At 56.3% G+C, this 25,214-nt stretch carries 25 protein-coding genes and 1 tRNA gene; 11 read left to right on the top strand and 15 right to left on the bottom strand.

The window, feature by feature from the left end; translation table 11 throughout:
- Positions 1-5 precede the first annotated feature (5 nt).
- On the top strand, positions 6-473 hold the full coding sequence (locus E4T21_RS21095) for an Lrp/AsnC family transcriptional regulator (protein ID WP_187775055.1): 468 nt from the start codon (positions 6-8) through the stop codon (positions 471-473).
- 38 nt (positions 474-511) lie between these two features.
- Here the strand turns inward: E4T21_RS21095 and E4T21_RS21090 are convergent, their stop codons facing one another.
- On the bottom strand, positions 512-1,558 hold the full coding sequence (locus E4T21_RS21090) for a PLP-dependent cysteine synthase family protein (protein ID WP_149286903.1): 1,047 nt from the start codon (positions 1,556-1,558) through the stop codon (positions 512-514).
- A 419-nt stretch (positions 1,559-1,977) separates the two neighbouring features.
- Between E4T21_RS21090 and E4T21_RS21085 the strand changes: the two genes are divergently transcribed.
- The 3 genes from E4T21_RS21085 (at position 1,978) to E4T21_RS21075 (ending at position 5,290) form a co-directional block, all read left to right on the top strand.
- Entirely contained in the window at positions 1,978-2,847 is an 870-nt protein-coding gene (locus tag E4T21_RS21085; RefSeq protein WP_149286902.1) for an MBL fold metallo-hydrolase, read from the top strand.
- A gap of 56 nt (positions 2,848-2,903) precedes the next feature.
- On the top strand, positions 2,904-4,166 hold the full coding sequence (locus E4T21_RS21080; RefSeq protein WP_149286901.1) for an NAD(P)/FAD-dependent oxidoreductase: 1,263 nt from the start codon (positions 2,904-2,906) through the stop codon (positions 4,164-4,166).
- Between the two features lie 212 nt (positions 4,167-4,378).
- Positions 4,379-5,290 (top strand): MBL fold metallo-hydrolase, encoded by a 912-nt coding sequence (locus E4T21_RS21075; protein ID WP_149286900.1) that lies wholly within the window; start codon positions 4,379-4,381, stop codon positions 5,288-5,290.
- A gap of 144 nt (positions 5,291-5,434) precedes the next feature.
- On the opposite strand, the gene E4T21_RS21070 is transcribed toward E4T21_RS21075, so the two are convergent.
- The 3 genes from E4T21_RS21070 to E4T21_RS21060 all read right to left on the bottom strand — a co-directional run bounded on the left by E4T21_RS21070 (position 5,435) and on the right by E4T21_RS21060 (position 8,754).
- Complete coding sequence (locus E4T21_RS21070) at positions 5,435-6,214, bottom strand: META and DUF4377 domain-containing protein (protein ID WP_149286899.1); 780 nt, start codon at positions 6,212-6,214, stop codon at positions 5,435-5,437.
- Positions 6,215-6,321: 107 nt separating this feature from the next.
- Positions 6,322-7,227, bottom strand: coding sequence for a cation diffusion facilitator family transporter (locus E4T21_RS21065; protein WP_149286898.1), 906 nt, complete (start codon positions 7,225-7,227; stop codon positions 6,322-6,324).
- Positions 7,228-7,437: 210 nt separating this feature from the next.
- Entirely contained in the window at positions 7,438-8,754 is a 1,317-nt protein-coding gene (locus E4T21_RS21060; protein ID WP_149286897.1) for a 2-hydroxycarboxylate transporter family protein, read from the bottom strand.
- 253 nt (positions 8,755-9,007) lie between these two features.
- Here E4T21_RS21060 and dcuS point away from each other — a divergent pair, with 253 nt between their 5' ends.
- Positions 9,008-10,636 (top strand): DcuS/MalK family sensor histidine kinase, encoded by a 1,629-nt coding sequence (dcuS, locus tag E4T21_RS21055; RefSeq protein WP_240349240.1) that lies wholly within the window; start codon positions 9,008-9,010, stop codon positions 10,634-10,636.
- A 10-nt stretch (positions 10,637-10,646) separates the two neighbouring features.
- Positions 10,647-11,369, top strand: coding sequence for a response regulator (locus E4T21_RS21050; protein WP_149286895.1), 723 nt, complete (start codon positions 10,647-10,649; stop codon positions 11,367-11,369).
- 52 nt (positions 11,370-11,421) lie between these two features.
- Here E4T21_RS21050 and E4T21_RS21045 read toward each other — a convergent pair whose 3' ends face one another.
- On the bottom strand, positions 11,422-11,856 hold the full coding sequence (locus E4T21_RS21045) for a winged helix-turn-helix transcriptional regulator (RefSeq protein ID WP_149286894.1): 435 nt from the start codon (positions 11,854-11,856) through the stop codon (positions 11,422-11,424).
- Positions 11,857-11,935: 79 nt separating this feature from the next.
- On the opposite strand from E4T21_RS21045, the gene E4T21_RS21040 reads away from it, so the two are divergent.
- Entirely contained in the window at positions 11,936-12,871 is a 936-nt protein-coding gene (locus E4T21_RS21040; RefSeq protein ID WP_149286893.1) for an aromatic alcohol reductase, read from the top strand.
- Positions 12,872-12,986: 115 nt separating this feature from the next.
- Here the strand turns inward: E4T21_RS21040 and E4T21_RS21035 are convergent, their stop codons facing one another.
- From E4T21_RS21035 to E4T21_RS21010, 6 genes are all read right to left on the bottom strand, one after another.
- The gene (locus E4T21_RS21035) at positions 12,987-13,334 is read right to left on the bottom strand and encodes a hypothetical protein (protein WP_149286892.1); all 348 of its coding nucleotides are present in this window, start codon (positions 13,332-13,334) and stop codon (positions 12,987-12,989) included.
- Between the two features lie 303 nt (positions 13,335-13,637).
- Entirely contained in the window at positions 13,638-13,973 is a 336-nt protein-coding gene (locus tag E4T21_RS21030; RefSeq protein ID WP_149286891.1) for a hypothetical protein, read from the bottom strand.
- Between the two features lie 395 nt (positions 13,974-14,368).
- Positions 14,369-15,172, bottom strand: coding sequence for a hypothetical protein (locus tag E4T21_RS21025; RefSeq protein WP_149286890.1), 804 nt, complete (start codon positions 15,170-15,172; stop codon positions 14,369-14,371).
- Between the two features lies 1 nt (position 15,173).
- Positions 15,174-15,719: a PAAR domain-containing protein gene (locus E4T21_RS21020; protein WP_149286889.1), complete on the bottom strand. Its 546-nt coding sequence runs from the start codon at positions 15,717-15,719 to the stop codon at positions 15,174-15,176.
- A gap of 3 nt (positions 15,720-15,722) precedes the next feature.
- Positions 15,723-15,989: a PAAR domain-containing protein gene (locus E4T21_RS21015; protein WP_149286888.1), complete on the bottom strand. Its 267-nt coding sequence runs from the start codon at positions 15,987-15,989 to the stop codon at positions 15,723-15,725.
- Between the two features lie 254 nt (positions 15,990-16,243).
- Positions 16,244-16,320: transfer RNA gene (locus E4T21_RS21010), tRNA-Arg, on the bottom strand.
- Positions 16,321-16,574: 254 nt separating this feature from the next.
- Here E4T21_RS21010 and E4T21_RS21005 point away from each other — a divergent pair.
- Positions 16,575-17,243 carry a c-type cytochrome gene (locus tag E4T21_RS21005; RefSeq protein ID WP_240349239.1) on the top strand — a complete coding sequence of 223 codons (669 nt, stop codon included), beginning with the start codon at positions 16,575-16,577 and terminating at the stop codon, positions 17,241-17,243.
- Between the two features lie 161 nt (positions 17,244-17,404).
- Here E4T21_RS21005 and E4T21_RS21000 read toward each other — a convergent pair whose 3' ends face one another.
- The gene (locus E4T21_RS21000; protein ID WP_149286887.1) at positions 17,405-18,094 is read right to left on the bottom strand and encodes a GntR family transcriptional regulator; all 690 of its coding nucleotides are present in this window, start codon (positions 18,092-18,094) and stop codon (positions 17,405-17,407) included.
- A 141-nt stretch (positions 18,095-18,235) separates the two neighbouring features.
- Here E4T21_RS21000 and E4T21_RS20995 point away from each other — a divergent pair, with 141 nt between their 5' ends.
- The 3 genes from E4T21_RS20995 (at position 18,236) to E4T21_RS20985 (ending at position 21,666) form a co-directional block, all read left to right on the top strand.
- Positions 18,236-19,300: an aromatic ring-hydroxylating oxygenase subunit alpha gene (locus E4T21_RS20995; protein WP_149286886.1), complete on the top strand. Its 1,065-nt coding sequence runs from the start codon at positions 18,236-18,238 to the stop codon at positions 19,298-19,300.
- Entirely contained in the window at positions 19,297-20,262 is a 966-nt protein-coding gene (locus E4T21_RS20990; protein WP_149286885.1) for a PDR/VanB family oxidoreductase, read from the top strand. The genes E4T21_RS20995 and E4T21_RS20990 overlap by 4 nt, the downstream gene beginning before the upstream one ends.
- A gap of 63 nt (positions 20,263-20,325) precedes the next feature.
- Positions 20,326-21,666 carry an MFS transporter gene (locus E4T21_RS20985; RefSeq protein WP_149286884.1) on the top strand — a complete coding sequence of 447 codons (1,341 nt, stop codon included), beginning with the start codon at positions 20,326-20,328 and terminating at the stop codon, positions 21,664-21,666.
- A 115-nt stretch (positions 21,667-21,781) separates the two neighbouring features.
- Here E4T21_RS20985 and rep read toward each other — a convergent pair whose 3' ends face one another.
- Genes rep through pyrE form a run of 3 tightly spaced genes read right to left on the bottom strand, consistent with a single transcriptional unit; the run spans position 21,782 to position 25,056 of the window.
- The gene (rep, locus tag E4T21_RS20980; RefSeq protein ID WP_149286883.1) at positions 21,782-23,857 is read right to left on the bottom strand and encodes a DNA helicase Rep; all 2,076 of its coding nucleotides are present in this window, start codon (positions 23,855-23,857) and stop codon (positions 21,782-21,784) included.
- Positions 23,854-24,342: a tRNA (uridine(34)/cytosine(34)/5-carboxymethylaminomethyluridine(34)-2'-O)-methyltransferase TrmL gene (gene trmL, locus E4T21_RS20975; RefSeq protein WP_149286882.1), complete on the bottom strand. Its 489-nt coding sequence runs from the start codon at positions 24,340-24,342 to the stop codon at positions 23,854-23,856. The genes rep and trmL overlap by 4 nt, the downstream gene beginning before the upstream one ends.
- A 15-nt stretch (positions 24,343-24,357) precedes the next feature.
- Positions 24,358-25,056: an orotate phosphoribosyltransferase gene (pyrE, locus tag E4T21_RS20970; RefSeq protein ID WP_149286881.1), complete on the bottom strand. Its 699-nt coding sequence runs from the start codon at positions 25,054-25,056 to the stop codon at positions 24,358-24,360.
- Between the last annotated feature and the right edge of the window lie 158 nt (positions 25,057-25,214).

The raw sequence follows: 25,214 nt of genomic DNA, 5'->3' as shown, positions 1-25,214 counted from the left end.
GGGTTATGCCTTCCAGCCTGGATGGCTTCGATCGTCATATTCTCTTTCTCCTGCAACGCGATGCCTCCCTTTCCATAAAGGAGCTCGCGGAAGCAGTAAACCTTTCCACCACGCCATGCTGGAAACGCGTCAAGCGCCTGGCAGAAAACGGCTACATTCGGAGCCGGGTTGCCCTGCTTAATCCGGAAAAGCTGGGGCTTGGTCTCTCGGTCTTCGTGCAGATCAAGACACAGCGTCATGACAAGTGCTGGCTGGAAACATTCGCCAAGACGGTGATGAGCTTCGAGGAAGTGGTGGAGTTCTACCGCATGTCAGGTGAATGGGACTACATGCTGCGCGTCGTTGTGCGCGACATTGGCGCCTATGACGCCTTCTACAAGAAACTGATCAATAGCACCGAAGGTCTGACCAACGTCAGTTCAAACTTCGCCATGGAACAGATCAAATACACCACCGCATTCCCGATCGCATGATGCGAGTGGCCTAGAGCGAATGACCTGGAGCGAGTGACCTAGAGAAAGCTGTTCAACCATGTCGTCGGTTGTTCCAGCGAACCAAACTGCCGCTTGATCCAGTCGGCATCATAGTAGGTATCCAGGTAACGCTCACCACCATCACACATCAAGGTCACGATGGAACCCTGGTGGCCATCACTGCGCATGCGTTGCGCAATTGTCAGGGCTCCCCACAAGTTAGTACCCGTGGAACCACCCGCCTTACGGCCCAGGCGCTGTTCCAGCCAATGAATAGCCGCAATGGAGGAGGCATCCGCGACCTGCAACATCTCGTCGATGACCTCGGGCAGAAAGGAAGGCTCCACACGAGGTCGGCCGATTCCCTCGATCCGGCTGCTGGCCTCGATCGTCAGGCTCGGATCCCGCCGTTGATAGCTGTCATGAAATACCGAGTTTTCCGGGTCGACCACCACCAGCCGGGTCGCATGTCCACAATAGCGGATATAGCGCCCGATGGTCGCCGACGTACCTCCGGTTCCAGCACTCATCACCACGGCATATGGCGTCGCATGACGTTCCATTTCCATCTGACGAAAGATGCTTTCAGCGATGTTGTTGTTACCTCGCCAATCAGTCGCACTCTCGGCATAGGTGAACTGGTCCATATAGTGCCCTTCCCGCTCCTCGGACAGCTGCCGGGCCGCCGTATAGACCTGAGAAGAGCGCGTGACGAAGTGGCAGGTGCCGCCAAGCCTTTCGATCTGTGCAATCTTGCTGCCTGCGGTACTCGCCGGCATGACAGCCGTGAATGGCAACCCTAGCAAACGGGCAAAATAGGCTTCGGAAACCGCTGTGCTGCCTGAAGAGGCTTCGATGACGGGCGTGCCTTCCTGGATCTTGCCGCTGCAGATAGCATGCAGGAACAGCGACCTGGCCAGGCGGTGCTTGAGACTGCCGCTGGGATGAGTACTTTCATCCTTCAGATAGATATCGATACCCGCCGCCTCGAGCCCGGGGATATCCAGTCGATACAAGTGTGTATCAGCGGATCGACGCTGATCGCTGTCCAGCAGCCGCATGGCATTACGTACCCATTCACACATGGCATTCGCACCTGGTTTTCATACAGGGAAATTCATACGAAAAATTCATACATCGAACCCGTACCGCATTGCCCCAGGATCATGAGGGGACGGCATGGAACATATTAAGCGTAGAGGGAGAGAACAGGATTTCATCATTATCATCCACTGACGCCGAACAAGAATATTTTTCCATTCAAGGCCACGTGAAGAGAATGTTTTTCCACCACAAAGCCATGCCTTAGCTGTTGATATCGCTTCATGTGGCGCCGCTATCCTCCCTGCCAGTGCGAGAAGGTCAAGGCCAGACAAATAGCTTATTCAAAATAAGTATATGTTTATACAAATACAGAGGTCTATGATGAGGGTCTGCGACGTCGCTGGAGCGAACCAACCGCCCCCGGCACTCCACCCGTTTGTCACCATCGGAGGCAACTCAGATGTCCGGACAGCCCATCGTCAGGGCTTTCTTCAACGAGCCCACCAATACGTTCAGCTATGTGGTACGCGATCCCGATTCGGCCACCTGCGCTATTCTCGACTCAGTACTGGACTTCGACTATGCCGCCGGGCGCATCGACATGGACTCTGCTGCCGCTATCATCGACTTCATCAAGCATGAAGGCCTTGAAGTTGAATGGATTCTCGAAACCCATGTGCATGCAGACCACCTCTCGGCAGCCCCCTACCTGCATGAGAAACTGGGAGGCAAGACCGCCATTGGTGCCCACATCACCACCGTTCAGGAAACCTTCGGCAAGGTGTTCAATGCAGGCAGTGAATTTGCCCGGGACGGCAGCCAGTTCCACCGCCTCTTCACAGACGGGGACCATTTCCATATTGGCCACCTTGAGGGGTATGTGCTCCACACCCCTGGCCATACCCCGGCGTGTCTGACCTATGTGATCGGTGATGCCGCCTTTGTCGGTGATACCCTGTTCATGCCTGATTACGGCACAGCACGTTGTGACTTCCCTGGCGGCGACCCACGCACCCTCTACCGATCGATCCAGAAGGTACTGGCATTGCCCGACGAGACACGCCTCTTTCTGTGCCACGACTACAAGGCTCCCGGACGTGATACCTACCAGTATCAGACCAGCGTGGCCGAACAGCGCCGCCATAACATTCATATCGGCAACGGCGTGAGCGAAGAGGCCTTTGTCAGGCTACGCACCGAACGCGATGCCTCCCTGGGTATGCCACGGCTGCTGTTGCCCTCGGTGCAGATCAACATGCGGGCCGGCCACCTTCCACCAGAGGAAGATGATGGCAATGTCTATCTCAAGGTGCCTATTGGCCGCTTCTGACCTCTTCTGCGAATCCTGCGTAAAACGGACGTATCTCTACCCCAATGGAGCCTTTCATGAGCCATACGACAGCCACACCCCACACGTCCCCGAGCCACCATGATGTCGTGATCATCGGAGGCGGTGCAGCGGGCATCGCTGTCAGCGCAAGCCTGCTCAAACGACGTGGCGATCTGGACATCGCCATCATCGAGCCTGCCACATCACATTACTATCAGCCTGGCTGGACACTGGTAGGCAATGGCGTGTTTTCCGCCACGGATACCCGGCGCGACATGACCGCGGTCATTCCTTCTCAAGCAACCCGCTATACCACTCACGCTGAGCGAATCGATCCACATGCCCATGAGGTCACGCTCGCTGACGGCCATCGCCTGGGCTACACCCGGCTGGTGGTCGCACCCGGACTTGTGCTCGACTGGGGGGCGATAGAAGGGCTCGAAGCAACGCTCGGCCAGCACGGCGTAACGTCCAACTATCGCTATGACCTGGCGCCCTATACCTGGGAACAGGTGCAGTCATTGAAGAAGGGGCGCGCGCTGTTCACCCAGCCCCCGATGCCGATAAAGTGTGCGGGCGCCCCGCAAAAGGCCATGTACCTGTCCTGCGACCACTGGCGCCGTCAGGGGCACCTGGCGGATATCGAGGTGAGCTTCTGCAATGCCGCACCGGTATTGTTCGGGGTATCGGCCTTTGTCCCGGCTCTCGAGCGCTACATCTCTCGTTACGACATCGACGTGAACTATCAGCATCGTCTGATCGCCGTGGATGGCCCATCGAAAACCGCCTGCTTTGCTGTCACCGGGGAAGATGGGGAACACCAGCAGGAACGCTCCTTCGACCTGCTTCACGTCGTGCCGCCTCAGCGGGCTCCCACATTCATTGCCACATCTGGCCTTGCCGATGCCGCAGGCTGGCTCGAACTGAATCCAGAGACACTTCAACACGTCCATCATCCTGACATCTTTGGCCTGGGGGATGTCAGTGGAACCAGCAACGCAAAGACTGCCGCCGCCGTACGCAAGCAGGCACCTGTCGTGGCGGAAAACCTGCTGGCCTCCATCGACGACCAGCCGCTGACCGCAGCCTATCTCGGTTATGGCGCCTGCCCGCTGACCGTGGAGCGAGGGCGCGTGGTACTGGCCGAGTTCGGCTATAACGGTCAACTGCAGCCGACCTTCCCTCGCTGGGTGAATGAAGCGACACAGGCGACCCGGCTGGCCTGGTGGATCAAGGCTCGCCAGCTGCCGTGGCTATACTGGAATGCCATGCTCAAGGGCCGCGAGTGGCTGGTAAAACCGGCCCGGCGCGATGCCTGACGACCAACACTGATCTACACCTACAACACGCCGCCACCTGTGGAACGACAGTGACAACACTGCTCTGCAGGTGGCTCGTTTCGATACCTTGCCACCAGCTCCCCCGACTTAAGTGCCATTTCCACTCGATTCGGATGCACTTACGCTGCCATGTGCGCTTATCGCAAAAAAGTCCGTATTACGAACAAATGCAACGGGAGTGTATTAGCAGAATGTCCAAAACCAAGGTCCTCCTGGCCATCCCTTTCGTTGTTCTTGGTATCGCCGCATCCGCGTGTGCCAATGCCGAAACGCAAGTTGTCATGTTAGGTACCGGCACCCCAGTACCCAATGGCGAGCGTGCCGGTTCCAGCATTGCTGTCATCTATAACGATGAGGCTTATGTGTTTGATATTGGGGCTGGCGTTGTACAGCGCGCGATACAGGCTTACGAAAAGTATGATATCGACGCACTGTATCCGACCCGGATCAATCATCTCTTCCTGACGCATCTGCACAGCGACCATATTCTCGACTACCCCGAACTGATCGGTACCTACTGGTGGCGTCGCGAGCAGCAAATTCAGGTATTTGGACCAGACGGGACTCAAGCGATGAGCGAGGGTGCCAATGCCATGCTCGCGGAAGACACTCAAACTCGCCTGAAAGATAAAAGCCCGATTACCAACCGAGAAGCCTACCGGGCCAATGTCACCGAAATTGACAGCCCTGGCGTCGTACTCGCAGAGAACGGTATCAAGATCGAGGCTTTCCCGGTCTCACATGGTGACTGGGATAAGGCTTACGGATACAAGATCACCACTCCCGACAAGACCATCGTGCTTTCGGGAGACACTTCCTTTAACGAAGAAGTCATGCGGCAAGCAGAAGGTGCCGACCTCCTGTTCCATGAGGTCATCAGTCATGAGGGCTGGCAGGAACTTTCCGAAGACTGGCAGGCCTATCATCAATATGCTCACACCCTGACCACAGAACTGGCGGAATTGGCCCAGCAGGCCCAGCCCAAGCGTCTGGTGCTCTACCATGTGCTGCATTACGCAGCTCCGATAGAGGGCGTCGTCGATGAGGTGAAAGCACACTATAACGGCGATGTCGTGCTCGCCAATGATCTGGATATCTACTGACAGGACGAGATACTCGCTCTGCAATGACGACAGGCCAGGAGATGGAACAGCCATCTCCTGGCCTGATGTGCCATACCGCCTGCCCAGCTCTTGAGAGCTGAATTCAACAGGACTGATTGAGCCCAGCTCTCAAAAAGTGCTTAGTTAGTTCGCTTCAGCGTTCTGTTCAACCACCATGTCGAGCACATATACGGTTGAAGAAACATCCTGGGGAGGGTTCTTCCACTCGTACTGCTTGGTTCTCAGTACCGTGCTCCGACCATCCTGATGTTCGTACCCCTGAATGGGCTGGTACAGCAGTTGCCAGTCGCCTTCGGTCGGCATCTTGATGCCGGAGTCATCATACTGACGCTCGCGTACCTTGAGACATTGATAGTCAGGAATCATCGGATGGCTGCACGCTACAGTCTCGGCCGCCACCTCCAGAAAGACTGTCTTGCCTTCGCTGCCGTAGAGCGTTTCCGGGGTCGGCTCTCCGGAGAAGGTCAGCTCATCACCACTGGCTGTCGTCAGTGTCAGCACAGGCTGGTCGCCATCTTCCACTATCGATGCCTGCAAAGGATCTGCCAAGCGCGCGGCCACTTCTGCATCGCGCTTCATCAGCTCAGCGGAGCAGGCCATCAAAGTCGCACGCAACGGGCTGACACTCAGGCTGCCCTGATCGTACTGGTAGGCTCCCGACTGATTGTTGCATCCGCCTCGGATACTCAGCGCTTCATCCGAGAAGGACAGCGCCAGCGGCGTATCCGCATCCAACTGGATGGCTGAAACAGACTGGCCAGCGGAATCCACCGCAGATACCAGACTCCAGTCATAACCTTCCAATGTTGCCTGGTCAGGATGCTGGGACATTTGCGTGGCAGAAGAAGATGCACAGGCCTGGAGCAGCACGGCACAGGCGGCAGTGGCATAAATCTTTTTCATTTTAACGCCTTAACATATAAACCAGCGATCAATATATCACGCAAAAGAAAAGAATCTTTATACATCTCTGTATATGACGATTTTTTCCTTATCTTCCGTTATATAGATCAAAGCCAACGCTCATCTGCAGTAAAGGCGACCGTGAACCAACGCCGCTGCGGGGGAATACTTATACTTGAGCTAATCTGTTCTCGTATCTCATCCATGACCACCACTCCATGATTCATTGCGAACTCGGGTGTCGTCAGGACATGAATTTCAATGACATGGTTTCTGCCACTCTTGGCGACATGACTATAATATTCCAGTAGTCCTTCACGTTTCATGACCGGCTCCATGGCGTCATGTACTTCCTGATCCAGAAAGCTCGGTGCCATGAGAAAAATCTCCTTGAATGCCCGTCGAATGGTTGCCATGGGCACGGGAATGAAACAAAGCGTCAATATGGTCAATAGGAAAGAGTCTGCATAGCGTGTCAGGTATGCATAAGAAGTAGATTCCAGTATCCAGGCCAGGACAAAAGCCCCAAGCAGTGCCGACGTGATCAGCCCGGCCATCAGCCAGCTCTGGGTATCAATGCGCAGGAATTCAGAATCCACACGCTTATTGATACGTCTTTCGTACCCGTACATGCCAAAGCATATCGTCGCCACAATCACCGCATAAACTGTTGCAGGGCCAAAATCCAGCTCATGACCACCCCCGATCAATCCACGCACGGCATTGATGAGTGCGTAAAAGCATAGAACAAGAAGAATAGTGCCATTAAGCGCCGCCACCAAAGGCTCCAGATGCCAGTAACCGTGCTGGAAGCGCTGACTGGTCTCACGCACAAGCAGTCTCGCCACGAATAGCGACAAGGCGGATATGGCCGAGTCTATCGCTGAAAAGACACCATCAAAAATGATCGACTGAGCCCCCGAAACCAGGCCAAAAAGAATCCCGAGAGAGGCAACGGTCAGTGTCGTCGCGATGGATAATTTAAGTGTGCGTTGCTCCAGCCTGGCTGACATGATGCCTTCCCATGAACAATGATTGATCCGTTCCGCAGTACCTGCAGACAGCCAAACATACATTGGCATGGCTTTTTATTCTTTTCCAGCGCTTTGCCGGACCTGCATGAACAAGAAACAAATAAAAAGATACCCATAAAAAAGCGCTCCGAAGAGCGCTTTTCATTGAAGTCTTTTATCCAGGGCTTTTCAGCAACAATAGTCTCTGCGCTATCCAGCGAAGAACATCGGCACGATGATGCTTGAGATCAACAGAATCAGTGCACCACCAAGGCGTGATGAAATCTGCGCAAATGGCATCAACTGCATGCGGCGTGCTGCAGAGAGAACCGCAACATCACCTGTTCCCCCCATATTCGCCATGCACAACCCAGCGGTGATCGCGGACTCGATGGGATAGAAGCCCACCAGCTTGCCCACGATACCCGCACCAAAAGCTGCGCCGGCCACGACAGCGAAGACGATAAGCACATAGGTGAGTGAGATGGCATCAATGACCTGGCCCAGGTCGGTATAGGCAATGCCGATGCCAAACAGCAGGGCGAAGGTCCAGTTCTTGGCCACAAACTGGAACCATTGGGATGCCGCTTCGTTGACACTCTCTGGTACGACGTTGGTTATCTTCAACAGCGCGACCAGGATGATCATCAGCGCATAGGGATGCAGGGGAACCACATCACCCAGAATCTCTCCTCCAACAAAGAATGTCAGTGCGGCGACCAGGCCAATGCCCAGCTTGGAAAGATCGAAAACACTTTCACGTTCTTCGATCTCCACCCCTGGCATCATCTGCCCATTTCCGGTCCAGCTGGGAAAGCGCTTTGCCAATCCATTGAGCATACCGGCAATGATGATGGCAAAGACATTACCCAACGCCAGTGCCGGTACCAGAATCGAAATGTAGTAACTGGCCGGCTGGCCCAGCAGCTGCTCGTAAATCTGGCTCATCGGCACCGCACCTGCGCCCATGCCACCGCCCATGATCGGCAAGGTAATGACGACCAAGGCATCCTGCGGCGAAAAGCCGAGCAAGGCACCGACGCCCATGGCGAACAGCCCTGCAAAAGCCACCGAACACAGCAGCGGTAACGCATAGCGGGATCCCACCTTGACCAGAACCTTGGAATCCATGCCTAGAATACTGCCAGTGATCAGCGCCGCGATATAAAAGTTGAGGAAGCCACCGTCTTGCATGAAGGTCGTGACATTTTCGGTAACACCCGTCGGGAGCCAGTTGAGGTACACCAGCGCAGCCGCGCCGAAAATGGCCACGATGGCCCCTCCCCCCAGATAGGTCTTGACCAGGGGCAGGCGATCGCCGATGAAGCCGAGCAATTCCCCCAGTATGACCATCACCAGCAACGCGCCGATCATGCCCGTCGGCAGAGTATCCGTGACAATGGCCACTGCCATGACGGCGAAGGCAATGAAGAAAAGAGGCAACGGCAAGCCGAAGATGCGCAGCGAGCTTGCTGTCTCTGAAACGCACTGCGTCTCTTGCAGTGTTTGTGTCGAGGCACCGTTCATTGGCGTGTTCCCCTATGCTGTGGACCCGCACGACGAGGCGGAGAAAGTGGACGCTGCCGAGAATAAGGCCCACACAGCAATGACCAAGCTTTGCCAAGTTTCTAAATCGTTTTGTAATTAATGAAAACGGGATGCCGTAAGCCGGCACAGCTGTGCTGTATTGGGTATTACACGAAGGTAGAATTCAGCACCACACCTCGGCTTACTGAGGCGGTACAATCGCATGGGCTGCGATAACATCAGGGTGTCACTATTGCCAAAACTCCCTTCTCCACGTCTGAACGTGCTGATCTCATTGCTGGTCGCCAGCAGCATTGCCGTGACCCTGGCCATTGCCCTGTGGCTGTTCGATGCCACACTGCGCGACGCCCAGGAAGATGCGCAATCTGCACGTGTGATCAATATTGCCCAGACAGTGGCGGCACAACATGACGTCGTGCTTGCATTGCAGAAAGCCAATCAGCCCGATGCGATTCTCTCCCCGCACAGCGCGTTGGAGCACGATATCAACCAGCTGCGCCAACGCCTGGATATCGATTTCATTTCCATCTTCAACCTGCGCTCCCTGCGCCTGACACATCCCGATCCTAACCTGGTGGGCCAGTATTTCCGTGGTGGCGATGAAGGGCCTTCCCTGCAAGGCGAGACGTACGCCTCGCGTGCCAAGGGTACCTTGGGCACCAGCATCCGTGGTTTCTCCCCCGTCGTGGATAGTGAAGGAAAGGTGCTAGGGGCCGTCGCTGTCGGCGTGACACTGGGCACCCTGGGCGACAGACTGGCGGAGAACCGCCAGATCGTGCTGTTCGGTGTCGTACTGCTCATGCTGTTCGGTGCATTGGGGGCCAGTTGGCTGGCACGCTATCTCAAGCGTGTCCTGATGGGACTGGAGCCACACCAGATTGCACGCCTGGTGGAAGAGCGCCATGCCATTCTCAGCTCCGTGCATGAGGGCATTCTGGCGATCGATAACCAGGGGCGTATTTCGTTGATCAACACGGCGGCCCACCGCTTGCTGCAGCGTGCGGGGCTGGAGATACCGGCCTACGGCACTTCGATTGACACCTACCTGCCCCAAAGCGGTCTGATGGAAGTATTGCAAAGTGGCCAAGCATCGCTGGATAAAGAAACTCTCATCAACGGCCTGTCGCTTCTCACCAACCGCATGCCGATACAGCATCAGGGGCATATCATCGGCGCGGTCGCCACCTTGCGTGATACCAGTGAAGTGCACATGCTGGCCGAAGAATTGACCGGCGTCCGGCGCTATGCAGAAGCGTTGCGTGCAGCCACCCACGAATTCAAGAATAAACTGCATGCCATGCTCGGCCTGGTGCAAATGCAGGAATATCCGGCACTACACCGTTATCTGCGTGAGCTGGCGGATCACCATATCGCCCCAGGAGCCGCACTGGTCAAGGACATAGAGGAACCTGTGCTGGCCGGTTTTCTATTGGGCAAGCAAAGCGAGGCGCGCGAGCGTGATATCGTCTTCTCGATTGACGTGGAAGAACCGATTCCCGCTCCCGAGGCTCCCGCTCTGGTCCATACCCTGGTCATCATCCTCGGCAACCTGCTGGAAAATGCCTTCGATGCCGTGAGCGAGCAGGATGAGCGCTATGTCACCCTGACGCTGGGATACGACGAGTCCCTTTTATCGCTGCATGTTCAAGACACCGGGACCGGTATTTCCGATGCCCTTCAGCAGCGTGTTTTCCAGCATGGCATGTCGACAAAGGGACAGCACCGGGGCCTGGGGCTTGCGATGGTGCGCGAACAGGTTGAAGCGCATGCCGGTAGCCTGGCCCTTTATTCGGAACCACAGCGCGGTACTCTGATAGAGGTCACTCTGCCGTATGAAGCGTATTCTGGCGCCGATGATTGAGGAGTTCCCCATGGCTGATGCCCCATTGCGCGTGTTGATTGTCGAGGATGACCCCATGGTCATGCGCCTCAACGTCGAATACCTCAATCGGCTCGACAACATCAGCCTGGTCGCCCAGTGCAGTGATGCCCCCAGCGCTCTGGATGTACTGGAGCACGAAGAGGTGGATGTGGTCCTCCTCGATGTCTATCTGCGTAATCGCAGCGGCCTGGATATCCTGCGCCACCTGCAACGCACCGGCCGCGATGTGGATGTGGTCCTGATCACGGCTGCCAACGAAGTGGATACCGTACGCGCAGCCCGCCGCCTGGGTGTACGGGACTACCTGGTCAAGCCCTTCGAGTTCGAACGCTTCCAGATTGCCGTGGAAGCCTGTCGCCAGGCCCGCCACACCCTCAAGCACGTCAGCGAACACGCCACCCAACGCGACCTTGACCACCTCTTCCAGCCCATCAAGGCCAACAAGCCGGTGGGTAGCGATGGCCTGCCCAAGGGGCTCACGGCCCCATCCCTGGCACAGATCGCCCGCGCCATTCTGGCGCTGGAGGAAGACACCTTCACCACAGAAAGCCTGATACCAGCAACAGGCATGTCACGCGTCTCGATTCGCAAGTATTTGAAATACCTGACCGAAAGAGGGGTGCTGGGCGAATCCTTCCATTATGGCCAGGTTGGCCGACCGTCCTTCACCTACCGCTGCCTGGACCAAGGTGAACTCACGGCGCTTGTTTGAAACGAAAAACGGCCACCGCTAAAACTCTCCAAACGGCCGTTTTTACTGGTATTCATGGCAATGAACCGTCTCGCCGCTCACTAGAAGCAACCAAGTGAGCTTCCCGAGCCGTACGGAAGTCTCCGGCGTGCTCAAAGATCCAGAGCCACATCGGAATGATGTGCAACAGAAACCCTTCTCCCAACGAGGTTAGCTCATACTCGACCCGGGGCGGGACTTCCTGGTGATCCAGGCGAAGGATCAACCCATCTCGCTCAAGCTGTCGTAGCGTCCTCGTCAGCATCCGCTGGGTGACCCCATCAAGCTTCCTGCGAAGCTCGGCATGCCTGAGTTTGCCTCCCTCCTTGAGCGCGTATATCACGCTGAAAGCCCAGCGATTGCCGGCGTGAGACAACACCTCTCTTTTCAGCCAGTCATCCTCGTCTTCCATCGCATCGCAGAGCGCTCGTGCACGGGAAAGCAGTTTGTCTTCGTCTTGCGGTATCACTGGTGTACCTACTTATGTGGGGATTTCTTTCGTGCAAACATCCTCTACCTCAATCTAGGCAGTCAATGTTGGAGATAGCATGAATCGCACCGACAAGCAGGACGCCATACTGGTATTGGGCGCAGGAGAGTTGGGTTTAGAGGTTCTGCGCCATCTGGCCAATCACGCCCGCGATCATCACGCTACGCGAGTCCACGTGCTGTTGAGACCATCCACGATAGAAACAACGGAGCCAATCAAAAGACGGGAAATCGACGAACTGAGGGCGTTAAACATCGAGGTCGTTCCAGGCGATATCGTCTCCACCGAAAAGGACGCGCTTGCGGCCCTGCTCGCTCCCTACGACACCGTCATTTCTTGCATTGGGTTCTCGGCTGGCCGTGGCACTCAGACAAAGATCACCGCGGCTGTGCTTCAAGCCGGCGTCAAAAGGTATATACCATGGCAGTTTGGTGTCGACTACGACGCGATTGGCCGAGGCAGCGCCCAGGACGTATTCGATGAACAGCTCGACGTGCGCGATATGCTCCGCGCTCAAAGCCACACCGAATGGCTCATCGTTGCAACGGGCATGTTCACCAGCTTTCTGTTCGAACCGGCCTTCGACGTCGTGGATCTCGAGAAAGGCGAAGTGCATGCACTAGGCAGTTGGGATAATCAGGTCACCGTGACCACACCGGAAGATATCGAGCATCTCACAGCGGCAATTTTGCTTCATGAGCCTCGTTTCAAGAACGAAACCGTGTTTGTCGCAGGCGATACCGTCAGCTACGGCAAGCTGGCGGATGAGCTGGAGCGCCAGCTCGACCGGACGTTCAAGCGTGAAGCGTGGTCAATCCCTCAGCTCAACGACGCACTGAAAGCCGATCCCGACAATAACTTGCTCAAGTATCGCGCGGTCTTCGCAGCAGGTGTTGGCGTCGCGTGGCCAAAGGAAGCGACTTTCAATCATCACCAGGGTTTCGAAACGGTCGATGTCCCCGCCTGGATTCGCCATAACTTGATTGAGAGGTAGGCTGCGCTATTGCCGGTGGATTTAGCATCTGCCTAGGGTTGCTGATGCCATTTTCTCTGGATATGCCCTCTGTGATGTGGGTCATATGGCTGATTGTGGCTGGTCTGACCAACGTCTAGCCACGTCGTTTAACACACCGCCAAAGACTCACCACCAGCAACAACGCCCACACACCAAGCTGGGCATAAGTGGCGACGGCGTATCCGCCTCCCAACTCCCGTACAGCGGCCGGGTAAATGTCGTCGACCCACACAAAGTCCCACCATGCCCACAACCAAAAGGCCGACAGCACCACCGCCAGGATGTTAAGGGCACGCCACCCCGTCACCTTGCCAATGACCAGCAACACGACCACGCCCAACGGCCATAGCACCAAGGACAAGTAGCCGGGCACCTTGTCGGATACCTCCGCATAGGCGGGGCTGGCCAGGGCTAACAGGGCATAAATTAGAGCGCCCGGCACCTTTCCAAGTCTTCCTGTGTGGTTAAGTCCGTGATAATGCCCAATCGGTATTTGCAATAGTCAATGATGATGGCCCGGCGGCGGTCGTCCACTCGCCGTATATCGGCCAAGTCCTCGTTTTCATACAGAATCTGTTGAAACTTGATTTGAAACGTGGGGCATTTCTTGATGAAAAACACGGTATCGTTGGTCCACTCGTCATACTTCACGTAATACCCGCCATACAACCATGTCACCAGCAAGACCGGTAGACCAACACCCCACAACAGTTTCCTTCTTAGACTCATGATACAGGAGGCTCTCTCAATCCCGTGACAATGGGAAATGCACACCCTGCCCAAGAGGCGGATAGTCCAGACACTTTTCTACATCGCTCTGTGACTCGATTTTGGTGATTATTCCCAGCCGATACTTGCAATAATCCATCAACCATTCTTTCTCTTCATCATCCATTAAAGAGAAGGAGCTCGGGTCCTGATCACTCGCAGCAAGGTTCATAAATTTTATCTGGAGTGTCGGGTGTTTCTTGATAAAGAAAAATGTCTCAGTATCGTGGACGCCATAATACTTGTAGTACCCAACGTTCAGCCATACCGCCAATGTGGCTAACGATAACGCAGCAATGATTATCTTCTTCATGATAGAGGAGGTCTCATAAGCCCGGTTATTGACCTGATGCTTTCAACGAAGTGCATGCCAATATTTCCTGGACACATCCGCCTGCTTCGCAATTCCCGGGGTGGGTCGATGACTTCCTCAGTGGCCAACTGATACTACTCCGGCTCGGCTGGAAAGGTGGTAGTGAAGATAGGCAACCGCTCCCTATGCTGGGTTAGTACTCAAGTAATAACTCCCGATGGCATGCAGCACAAATATGGACATCAACAGCAGAAAGCTCACCACACGATACGTTAGGCCCTCTCGAACCTGGCGAATTAGCCCCAGCAGTGCAATGACACCGCAGAGTATTGCAATAGTGCCAAATACGTCACTATCCGCCAGGGCGGCCAAATAGCCTTTGAACTCATACGACATCATGGACGGTTGAACTCCCTGAAATTCCAACGGTATAACTCGAAAATACGCAGAAAATCTTTAGCCTTACTGCCGGTGGTCAGGTTTCGGTAGTCCCAACCTTTAGCGGCCCGGACGTATTGCCCTGACTCAATGGGAAGCCCTGCATAAGCGGTGTTCTGTGGGTCGGCGAGGTTCTCTCCCAACCAACGGCGAATCGTCGAGATTGGGCGGTAAAACGCTCCTCCCGTATTGCCTTGGCGAATGTCAATGCGTTCGGGGGAAACACGGGTTGCCAGCTGAATATGATGGGCAAGGTTTCCGGGCCGATCTTTTGATTGCGCAAGAATATCACCCGGGCGAAGTTCTACGGGACTACTCAGTGAAATAGTGTTTTGGGGCCTCTGCATATCTGGCGCACCATAAGTCAGCATCACCATTTCAGTGAAACCGTACATATGCGATGCATACGTGTCATGTTGTGCCGGGGAGTAGACTTCCATGTTGCGATAGGTTCTTACCCCCGTTGACAGTTTTACCGGCAGCCCCCTGGAACTTGCGTATTCACAGAGAACCCGGATGGCGAAGTCTTCGCAGGTAAACCTATGAGTATCTACCGCTCCCTCCTGGTTCCAGTATTGTTGTCTGATCAAATGCTGCACAATCGATGACGCTTCCTTGTGGTAGTCCGCCATATGCGCATCATTCCAGAGATTGGTCGTCGGCCAAAATACCTTTAAACGGAGTTGTGCTCCATCGGTGTCTTCCGCAGAGGTGAGTGGTACAGCACGCTCCACAACGCTGGTCAGGTGAGTGACTGACATATCAGGACTCCTCCACGCCCACATAGACGTCGAAGCTATCGCCCTGAACACCTTCAATGATAGATGACCGTCCAGCAGCATCGGTGACACCACGGAGTTTGCCTGCGCTGACGCTAACAAGGGTGTACAGCACACCTGCCAGGGGGTTGCCGTCTTGATCCAGCAACTGGACATGTCGGTTATACCCCTGGTTCATAGGGACGGGGGCATGTGAGTACGTTGGTGTGTTCTGGCTCATCTGCGTGGAGCGCGGACTATCGTCATCGGCCCCGATGCAATGTATTTGATTCATTGATGATATGAGCCGCGCCCCGCATGTTGTCAGGCAACCATGAAAGGCCACCGCCTTACCGTTGACGGTGCACGACGGCAAGCCCTCCAGGATGCGCTGCGCCCCATGTTTCGGACACTGCACCACGTCGCCCACCACGGCCACCGCCTTACCGTGCGACACCCAATTATCCTGCCCACTGATCACCACGCCGCCGTGTTCCGTGGTGTCACCTACCCGTATGACGCCTGAGCCTGGGGCGAAGAGTGCAAACATGGCCTATGCCTCGTCATCCGTGATTCGCACATGGCCACCGCACGACATCCGGCAACCGTCATAGGCCACGTCCAGGGCGCGATGTAGAAATACCGCCATGCCTTGCTCGACCGTGGCCCCGCAAGATGACCGGTCGCCCAACAAGGCCATGGGCTGGTCATGAATCAATACATCCTTGTCCCCCGTCACCAGGGTATGCGGACCTCCTGGGCAGTCACACTCCACCACATCGCCCACCCGGGACACTCGAACGCCATTGACCTCTAACATGGAAAACTTCCTCGCTGTCTGCGCAGTAATATGCGTACATCTCAAGGAAGTATCACGGCCACCAGCAGAGGAGCAGTTTGCAGCGACGACAATTGCTGTAGGAATCTTCCTTTTATGAGGCTGGCTTCAGGCAGGAATCGGCGATGACAACCGTATATTGGCTACTTCAAGCGTTCGCAGGGAAGCTAGGACATACCGAAACGAAAAACGGCCACCGCGATGATTCGCTAAGTGGCCGTTTTTACTGATATTCATGGCGCGCCCTATAGGATTCGAACCTATGACCTTTGCCTCCGGAGGGCAACGCTCTATCCAGCTGAGCTAAGGGCGCCAGGCCACGAAAGCGCGTTTCGCGGCGAGCCATATCCTACCTTGCATGCCCTTTGCTGTCCACTCGATCCATTGGCTATCAGATGCTTGCCGACTGTGCATAACACGGCATGTGCCAACATGGCTCGTTTTCGTGGTGGTAATGATCTGTCTATACTGCCGCCATATGCGCCTGCCGATGTTGTAATGAGCTCTGGCATTATCCTACTAAGAAGGAAAGGCGAAATAATAAGCAGAATATGAGGGGTGGACAGCGTGACAATTTTCAAGGAATCCGGCACAGCAATCCTGGGTTGTCTGGTGGCACTGGGACTGGCTTCCGGCCAGGTGATGGCGCAGGACGATGCCGAGATGGCCAAGCGCCTGGCCCCTGTTGGCAAGCTATGCGTCAAGGGTGAAGAGTGCCAGGCAGGCGTACCGGAACTTACCGCAGAGGCACCGGCCACAGAAAGCAGCGCTGGCGAAGCCACCGCCACATCAGGTGACAAGCAAGACAACGTCGCCACCGAGGATACAGCCAAAACGGAGGACAGCCCTGAAGCCAGCAGTAAAGGCACTGACGAAGACGCCTCCGAGACCTCGACCGACGGCGAGGCGACTGCCAGCACCGATGCCGATGAAAGCGAAGCCACACAGGAGGCGGACAAGCAACCCGCAGCCGATGACGCAGGAAGCGCAGAGGAAACCGCCTCTATCGATGGCCAGGCCATCTACCAACAAACCTGCATGGCCTGTCACGACACAGGTATTGCAGGAGCACCAACCCGTGGTGATGCCAAGGCCTGGGAGCCACGCTTGGCCCAAGGCATCGAGACACTCTATGACCACGCCATCAATGGGCTGAACATCATGCCTCCCAGGGGCGGCAACGCGTCATTGTCCGATGAGGAAGTGAAGGCAGCAGTGGACTATATGGTCCAATGACCTGACGACAATGGACATGCAGCAGCACGGGGGACGCTACACATTCCCCTGTGCTCTGATTTGGCATCGGTACCTGTCGAACATGGCTCTTGTCGATGACGTTTCGAACCACCTTGCTTCTAGGCCACTAACACTCTGGATCCAATTCAAGGCCAGAAAGATCACTCGGTAGCAGTTGGATCCATTCCCAGCAGTTCGACATAGCGCAGCCCGACATAAGCGTGCTCTCGCATCAGCATCTCGGCACGGGCCCCCTCTCCATGACTCAACGCCTGATAGACCAGCCTATGGTGCATCTGCGCCATGCGCAGTTTCTGATACTCACTGTCCAATGCCTCTGTATCAATGATGATCGAGTCCGCTGAAGCAAAGGGTAAGTGGTTGTTTTTATTTATGGCATCCTGAATGACCTGGCTTCCGGTAGACGCCACCAATGTCTCATGAAAACGGCGATTGATATCGCTCCAGGTGGCGATGTCATCTTCTGTGATATACCCCTTTCCCAGCAGCACCTCCCCCTGGTGCAGACATTCCTGCAGTCGCTCTGCCACCTGCTGCGATAGGCCACGCTCTGCCAATCTCCGGGCCGCCAATCCCTCTAGAGCTCCCCGTACTTCTACTGCGATTTGCACATCCTCTTCGGTAAATTCGCGCACGACATAACCGCGTTTACCCGCCCGCTGAAGCAACCCTTCCTGCTCCAGCGTCCGAAAAGCCAGTCGCACTGGAGTTCTAGAAACACCCAATTTTTCAGCGACATGCAGCTCAGCTACACGTTCTCCCGGACAGTAGTGACCATCGCTGATGAGCTTCCTCAAGCTATTCACGATATCGGACGAACTGCGGCTCACTGGCTTCTCCTATCCGGTTGCATTGGCTTCCTTCCACCAATTGGATCCAACCAATGTCTAAATTGACGAATTGGTGCTACCAGAGCTTAACTTTGGATCCAAAAGATAACATCTCCCGTGACGCTAATGAGGACAATGATAATGTTCCCCAAGAATACCTGGTACGTTGCCTGTACGCCCGACGAGTTCGAACAGGCTCCACTGGGGCGGAAAATCTGCAATGAATCCATTGTCTTCTTCCGTGATGAGGAAGGCAGAGTAGCAGCCGTGGAAGACTTCTGCCCCCACCGCGGCGCGCCCTTGTCGCTGGGCTTCGTGCGCGATGGCAAGCTGGTCTGCGGCTACCATGGCCTCGAAATGTCGCGTACAGGTCATTGCTCCAGCATGCCGGGCCAGCGCGTCAAAGGGTTTCCTGGCATCAAGACCTACCCCGTTGTAGAGCGCCACGGCTTTATCTGGGTATGGCCGGGAGATGCCTCGCTGGCCAATCCCGAGAAGATTCCTCACCTGCACTGGGCAGAAAGCCCTGACTGGGCCTATGGCGGAGGCCTTTATCACATCCACTGCGGATTTCGACTCATGGTCGATAACCTCATGGATCTCACCCATGAAACCTATGTTCATGCCTCGAGCATCGGCCAGCCGGAAATCGAGGAAGCCGCCCCGAAAACCTCGGTCAATGGTGAGGAAGTCGTCACTTCGCGGACCATGGAAAACATTCCGGCGCCGCCGTTCTGGCAAGCCGCCTTGCGCGGCAATGACCTGGCAGACGATGTCCCGGTGGATCGCTGGCAGATCTGCCGCTTCACGCCTCCCAGCCACGTCATGATTGAAGTAGGCGTGGCCCATGCCGGTAAAGGTGGCTACGACGCCCCTGCGGATGCCAAGGCATCCAGCATCGTGGTCGATTTCATCACCCCGGAGACAGAAACCTCGATCTGGTATTTCTGGGGCATGGCCCGCAACTTCAAGCCTGAAGATGATCAACTGACAGCCACCATTCGTGAGGGCCAGGGAAAGATCTTTGCCGAGGATCTCGACATGCTCGAGGCCCAGCAACGTAACCTCTCGACCTATCCCGACCGCCAGTTGCTGAAGCTCAACATCGACGGTGGCGGTGTGCAGGCAAGGCGCATCATCGAACGGCTGATTGCCGAGGAACAAGCCACTGCCGAAACAACACTGAAAAAGGTAGGGTCAGCATGAGTCAGCCAACGCTTTCCCTGATTGTCGAAGTGGCGCGCAAGGAAATGGCTGCCGAGGATATTGCCGTTTTCGAGCTTACCGATCCCCATGGCCGGCAACTGCCGGCCTTCAGCGCAGGTGCGCATATCGATGTACGCGTAAGCGACGACATCATCCGGCAGTACTCACTGTGCAACCGTTCTGAAACGCCCTATTCCTATTGGATTGGCGTGCTGAAGGATCCTGAATCCCGAGGCGGCTCAGTGGCCATGCACGACAGTCTCGAGCCTGGAGACCTCCTGCAGATCAGTGCCCCGAAGAATCACTTTCCTCTGGAACCCGCCCCTCATAGCCTGCTGTTTGCAGGTGGAATCGGTATCACGCCGATTCTCTGCATGGCAGAGCACCTGGCTCATGGCGCATCGGACTTCACTCTGCACTACTGTACTCGCAGCCGAACGCGAACCGCTTTCGCAGAACACCTCGAAACCTCCGCTTTCTCTTCGCGGGTGCACTTTCACTTTGATGACCAGCTCGAGACTCAGCTGAACCTGGTAGAGACACTGCGTGATGCCCCCGACAACTCGCATGTGTATGTCTGCGGCCCCAAGGGCTTTATCGATGCCGTGCTGGCAGCCTGTCGTGAACAAGGCTGGGAGGAATCCCGCCTGCATTGCGAATACTTTGCCGGGGCAACGACAAGCAGCGATGACGATGGCAGTTTCGAGGTCGTCATCGCCAGCAGTGGCGACTGCTATAGCGTGCCTGCCGACAAGACGGTTCACCAGGTGCTGGAAGAGAACGGCGTCGAGATCATGGTCTCCTGCGAACAGGGCGTTTGCGGTACATGCCTGACCGGTGTGCTCGAAGGCACTCCCGATCACCGTGACCTCTACCTCGACGATAGCGAGCATGCCGCCAATGACCAGTTTACCCCCTGCTGCTCAAGAGCCAGGTCGCCCCGGCTCGTCCTCGACCTTTGACAATGCCAATGCCAGGTCACCAGCACACGGGTAGACAGCCGCTGACGGGAGAACAACAACACCATGAATACCCAGGACCCTCGGGACAGCCTGCATTCAAGGCCCATGTCTCGTTATCAAATATGGATCATCACGCTATGCACTCTCATCGCAGCACTGGATGGCTTCGATGTACTGGTCATGGCCTTTACCGCCCCAGCCATCGCCGAGGACTGGTCTGTCAGTGCCTCTTCACTGGGAATTCTCTTCAGTGCAGGCCTGCTCGGCATGGGGCTTGGCGCCTTTCTGGTGGCACCATTGGGAGACCGCTACGGCCGGCGACCCACGGCATTGCTCTGTGTCAGCCTGTTGATGGCTTCCATGCTGTGCTCAGCGCTGGCCCAGAATGTCGTACAGCTGTTCATCACCCGTCTGTTCACGGGTATTGGCGTCGGGGCAGTACTCGCTACGGTGAATATCGTGGTGACGGAGTACGCCAATGACCGCCGCCGCAGCCTATGCAATGCCATCATTTCACTCGGCTATCCGGTTGGCGCCACCCTCGGAGGGCTGGCATCTGTCGAGCTGATAGAGCACTTCGGTTGGCGAGCACCTTTTGTGTTCGGCGGGCTTGCCGCGTTGTTGCTGCTGCCTCTCGTATGGTGGGGCTTTCCAGAATCGCTGGAATTCCTGATCGAGAAACGCCCACGCAATGCATTGGGTCGGCTCAATACCATTCTCCCCAGGCTGCGCCTGCCCGTGTTGAAACAGCTTCCGCAACAACGTCTGGGAGGCGCGGAACGTTCGGGGCCGAAAGATCTCCTTGCCGGTGAGTACCGTGTTCCTTTCCTGGCGTCCTGCGGCCTCTACTTCTGCGTGATGATGAGCTTCTATTTCATGATCAGTTGGACGCCGAAGATCCTGACGGACGCCGGCTTGAGCCTTGGCGGAGGTATTTCCGGCGCCATGCTGCTCAATATTGGAGGGGCTATCGGCTGTCTGCTCTACGGGCTGTTGGCGACAAGACTCGGGGCACGACGCCTGGCCGTTGTCATCATGCTGGCCCTGTTCGCGACCATGGTGCTGTTTAGCAACATTCCCTATGAACCGCTTCTACTCACCCTCGTTGCGATCACATTGGGCTTCTTTCTGTTCGGTGCCATCGCGGTGCTCTACGTCGTAGTCCCTACCACCTTCCCGGCAGCATTGAGAAGTACCGGCACCGGGCTGGCAATGGGGATGGGACGAGTCGGCTCGGTGATTGGTCCAGCTCTTGCTGGCGTACTCATGGACGAGGGCTGGCAGCGCCCCAGCTATTTTCTGGCGTTGGCTGCTCCGCTGTTGATCGCTGCGGTACTGGTAGGACTTCTGGCCACAAACACCCGCCGGCAATCTTGCAGGCAGCCAGAAAGCTCAATCCAATAAAACCAGTTCAATAAAACCAGTCTAATAAAATCGATCCAATAAGCAGAAACAGCAAGGGCGGGAGACCGCCCTTGTCTTATCCACACCCGGAGCAGATCAACCGACTGGGGATAACCTAATCCAGCAACGAACGCAGTCCGGCAATAGCACTCTTGCCACGTTCCTGCTTGCGTTCTGGATCTTCCCGATCGGCGCGCCCTTCCCACTCCAGGTCTTCGGGCGGGAGTTCGTCGAGGAAGCGACTAGGCACACAGTCCATCATTTCACCGAACGCCTTGCGCTGGCGAGCCAGGGTCATGGTCAGGGTCTGGCGTGCCCGGGTGATGCCCACATAGGCCAGGCGCCGCTCTTCCTCGACGGTACCCGACTCGATGGCGTTGCGGTGCGGCAGCAGTTCCTCTTCCAGCCCCATCAGGTAGACATGGGGAAACTCGAGACCCTTGGAAGCATGCATGGTCAGGAGCTGCACACGGTCGGAGTCATCCTCCTCGGCCTGCTGTTCGAGGATATCGCGCAATACCAGGCGTGAGATGGCCGCCTCGACGCTGTCAGTTTCGGTGTCCTCGCTGGCGGTACTCTCTTCCGGATCAGCCTGCATCGACTTCTCGAGCTGATCGATCAGGATCCATACATTGCCCATGCGTCGTTCGGCGATGGTCGGCGCGCTGGCGTTCTGGTAGAGCCACGCCTCGTAATCCATCTCACGCATCATGTCGCGGATGGCGGCGATAGCATCACCGCCGTCCATACGTCGGCGAACCCCATCAATAAAGTGGGTAAAACGCGTCAGGCGCTCCACGGCACGCGCAGGCAACTGCTCCGCCAGCCCCAATTCCTGACAGGCCGCAAACAGCGATGCATTGCGCTCGGTAGCGTAATTGGCCAGCTTTTCCAGCGTCGTAGGCCCGATCTCGCGGCGCGGCACGTTGACGATGCGCAGGAAGGCGTTGTCATCGGCCGGATTGATCAGCAACCGCAGGTAGGCCATGGCGTCCTTGATCTCCCCGCGCGAGAAGAACGAGGTGCCACCTGAAAGCTTGTAGGGAATCTGGTAGTGCTGCAGCTTGAGCTCCAGCAGGCGCGCCTGGAAGTTGCCGCGATAGAGCACCGCAAAATCGCGCCATTCGGCACGCTCTTTGATGCGGCGCGTCAGGATCTCACTGGCGACCCGCTCGGTCTCGGCTTCCTCGTGGCGGGTGACCACAATGCGAATCGGGTCGCCCTTGCCCATCTCCGACCACAACGTCTTGTCATAGACGTGAGGATTGTTGGCGATCAGGGTATTGGCGGCATGCAGAATGATGCCGGTAGAGCGATAGTTCTGTTCAAGCTTGATGACGTTGAGGCGCGGGAAGTCCTCGCCGAGAGTGACGAGGTTCTCCGGCCGTGCGCCACGCCAGGCGTAGATCGACTGGTCATCATCGCCCACCACGGTGAAGGTCTGACGCTCGGCCATCAGCATCCGCACCAGCATATACTGGCTGATGTTGGTATCCTGGTATTCGTCGACCAACATGTAGTGAATCTTGCGCCGCCAGCGCTCCAGGGCATCAGGGTTATCGCGCAGCAGCACCACCGGCAGCAGGATCAGATCATCGAAATCCACCGCGTTGTAGGCCTTGAGATGGCGCACATAGGCCTCGTAGACCCGGGCAGCGTAATGTTCATCCTCACTGGAGGCATGCGACAGCGCCTGGCCGGGCAGCACCAGATCGTTCTTCCAGTTGGAGATGGCCGCCTGAACCTGGTTGATCTGATCGGCATCGACCTGGGCATCCTTGTTCATCAGGTCACGCAGCAGGGCCTTGGCATCTTCCGGGTCGAACAGCGAGAAGCCCGGCTTGTAGCCTAGCGCCTTGAGTTCACCACGGATGATGTTGAGGCCAAGGGTGTGAAAGGTGGATACGGTCAGGCCATGCCCTTCACGACCCTTGAGCATACCGCTGACCCGCTCCTTCATCTCCCGGGCAGCCTTGTTGGTGAAGGTCACGGCGGCAATGCGCCGCGCGCTCATGCCACATTCCTGGATCAGATAGGCGATCTTGGTGGTGATCACGCTGGTCTTGCCAGAACCCGCACCTGCCAGCACCAGGCAAGGACCATCGATATAGCGCACCGCTTCCTGTTGACGCGGGTTCAGCTTGCGCAGCCGTTGGCCAATGGTCAGAGGAGCAGGATCGGAGGCACTCATGGTTCATCCTTGGCTACGGGCAGGGCCGCGCCATTGAAGTCGAGCTGTCGCCAGGCCTCATAGACCAGTACCGCACAGGCATTGGACAGGTTGAGGCTACGACTGTCCGGCAGCATGGGAATGCGCAGGCGCTGCTCGGCCGGTAGCGCATCGATCATGGCTTGAGGCAGACCACGAGTTTCAGGGCCGAACACCAGCGCATCGCCCGCCTGATAGCTCGGCTCGTGATAGCCACGTCGCCCTCGGGTGGACACGGCAAACACACGCGTGGGATTGACCTTGGCCATGAAGGTACCCCAGTTCTGGTGCACTTGTACCCGGGCCCACTCGTGATAATCCAGACCGGCACGGCGCAAGCGCTTGTCATCCAGCTGGAAACCCAACGGCTCGATCAAATGCAGGCGGAAGCCGGTGTTGGCACACAGGCGGATCAAATTTCCGGTATTCGGGGGAATTTCCGGCTGGTAGAGCACCACGTCAAGCATGGTAGATACCCAACGTCAGGCGCTTACGCCATAGCGATCACGATAGGCACGGATAGCCTCGGCATGGGCTTTCAACGTGTCCCCGGCCTGCTCTTCAAGGTAAGCAAGGACCTGTTCGAGGCTGACGATGCTGACGACTGATATGCCATAGCGTGCTTCGACCTGCTGGATAGCACTGGCATCGGTCTCTTCACTGGCACGTTCCTGGCGATCGAGAGCGACCACCACTCCCGCTGCCTGGGCATCGGCGGCGTCGATCAGTTGCATGACTTCACCAATGGCCGTGCCGGCTGTGATGACATCATCGATGATCAAAATGCGACCTTTTAGCGCAGCTCCGACGATGTTTCCGCCCTCACCGTGATCCTTGGCCTCTTTGCGATTGAACGAAAAAGGCATATCGCGGTCATGATGATCGGCCAGCGCGACCGCGGTCGCAGCCGCCAGAGAAATTCCTTTGTAGGCCGGTCCGAACAGCACATCGGCAGAGATGCCGCTGGCTTCGATGGCCTGGGCATAGAAACGTCCGAGGCGTGCAAGGGCACGACCTGTCTTGAACAGGCCAGCATTGAAGAAATAAGGGCTTACCCGGCCCGACTTGAGGGTGAACTCACCAAAACTGAGTACGCCTTGTTCGATGGCGAATTCGATGAATTCCCGCTGATAGGATTCGAGGCGCGTCGCGCCTGACGGTTGAGTTGCCTTGTCAGCCACTAGGCCTCCCGACTGCAATACCTTGATTTATGGCTTTTCGACGCGGAGCTCTATCCTGACTAATGAGACATGGCAAACCAAGTCGCCATCGTGAAAGAAAGGGGCCTCTATCTATAAGACACGCCTATCTATCACGTTTATCGATTCTAGCCATTTAC

The sequence above is a fragment of the Halomonas binhaiensis genome, from assembly GCF_008329985.2.
Classification (GTDB): Bacteria; Pseudomonadota; Gammaproteobacteria; order Pseudomonadales; family Halomonadaceae; genus Halomonas; species Halomonas binhaiensis.
The sequence above is the reverse complement of the archived record's forward strand: the minus strand, read 5'-3'. Positions and strand labels throughout refer to the sequence as shown.

Bases quoted from the DNA above. Each gene is read 5' to 3' on its own strand.
- E4T21_RS21095 (WP_187775055.1), top strand. From the start codon at position 6: ATGCCTTCCAGCCTGGATGGCTTCGATCGTCATATTCTCTTTCTCCTG.
- E4T21_RS21090 (WP_149286903.1), bottom strand. From the start codon at position 1,558: ATGTGTGAATGGGTACGTAATGCCATGCGGCTGCTGGACAGCGATCAG.
- E4T21_RS21085 (WP_149286902.1), top strand. From the start codon at position 1,978: ATGTCCGGACAGCCCATCGTCAGGGCTTTCTTCAACGAGCCCACCAAT.
- E4T21_RS21080 (WP_149286901.1), top strand. From the start codon at position 2,904: ATGAGCCATACGACAGCCACACCCCACACGTCCCCGAGCCACCATGAT.
- E4T21_RS21075 (WP_149286900.1), top strand. From the start codon at position 4,379: ATGTCCAAAACCAAGGTCCTCCTGGCCATCCCTTTCGTTGTTCTTGGT.
- E4T21_RS21070 (WP_149286899.1), bottom strand. From the start codon at position 6,214: ATGAAAAAGATTTATGCCACTGCCGCCTGTGCCGTGCTGCTCCAGGCC.
- E4T21_RS21065 (WP_149286898.1), bottom strand. From the start codon at position 7,227: ATGTCAGCCAGGCTGGAGCAACGCACACTTAAATTATCCATCGCGACG.
- E4T21_RS21060 (WP_149286897.1), bottom strand. From the start codon at position 8,754: ATGAACGGTGCCTCGACACAAACACTGCAAGAGACGCAGTGCGTTTCA.
- E4T21_RS21050 (WP_149286895.1), top strand. From the start codon at position 10,647: ATGGCTGATGCCCCATTGCGCGTGTTGATTGTCGAGGATGACCCCATG.
- E4T21_RS21040 (WP_149286893.1), top strand. From the start codon at position 11,936: ATGAATCGCACCGACAAGCAGGACGCCATACTGGTATTGGGCGCAGGA.
- E4T21_RS21030 (WP_149286891.1), bottom strand. From the start codon at position 13,973: ATGAAGAAGATAATCATTGCTGCGTTATCGTTAGCCACATTGGCGGTA.
- E4T21_RS21025 (WP_149286890.1), bottom strand. From the start codon at position 15,172: ATGTCAGTCACTCACCTGACCAGCGTTGTGGAGCGTGCTGTACCACTC.
- E4T21_RS21020 (WP_149286889.1), bottom strand. From the start codon at position 15,719: ATGTTTGCACTCTTCGCCCCAGGCTCAGGCGTCATACGGGTAGGTGAC.
- E4T21_RS21015 (WP_149286888.1), bottom strand. From the start codon at position 15,989: ATGTTAGAGGTCAATGGCGTTCGAGTGTCCCGGGTGGGCGATGTGGTG.
- E4T21_RS20995 (WP_149286886.1), top strand. From the start codon at position 18,236: ATGTTCCCCAAGAATACCTGGTACGTTGCCTGTACGCCCGACGAGTTC.
- E4T21_RS20990 (WP_149286885.1), top strand. From the start codon at position 19,297: ATGAGTCAGCCAACGCTTTCCCTGATTGTCGAAGTGGCGCGCAAGGAA.
- E4T21_RS20985 (WP_149286884.1), top strand. From the start codon at position 20,326: ATGAATACCCAGGACCCTCGGGACAGCCTGCATTCAAGGCCCATGTCT.
- rep (WP_149286883.1), bottom strand. From the start codon at position 23,857: ATGAGTGCCTCCGATCCTGCTCCTCTGACCATTGGCCAACGGCTGCGC.
- trmL (WP_149286882.1), bottom strand. From the start codon at position 24,342: ATGCTTGACGTGGTGCTCTACCAGCCGGAAATTCCCCCGAATACCGGA.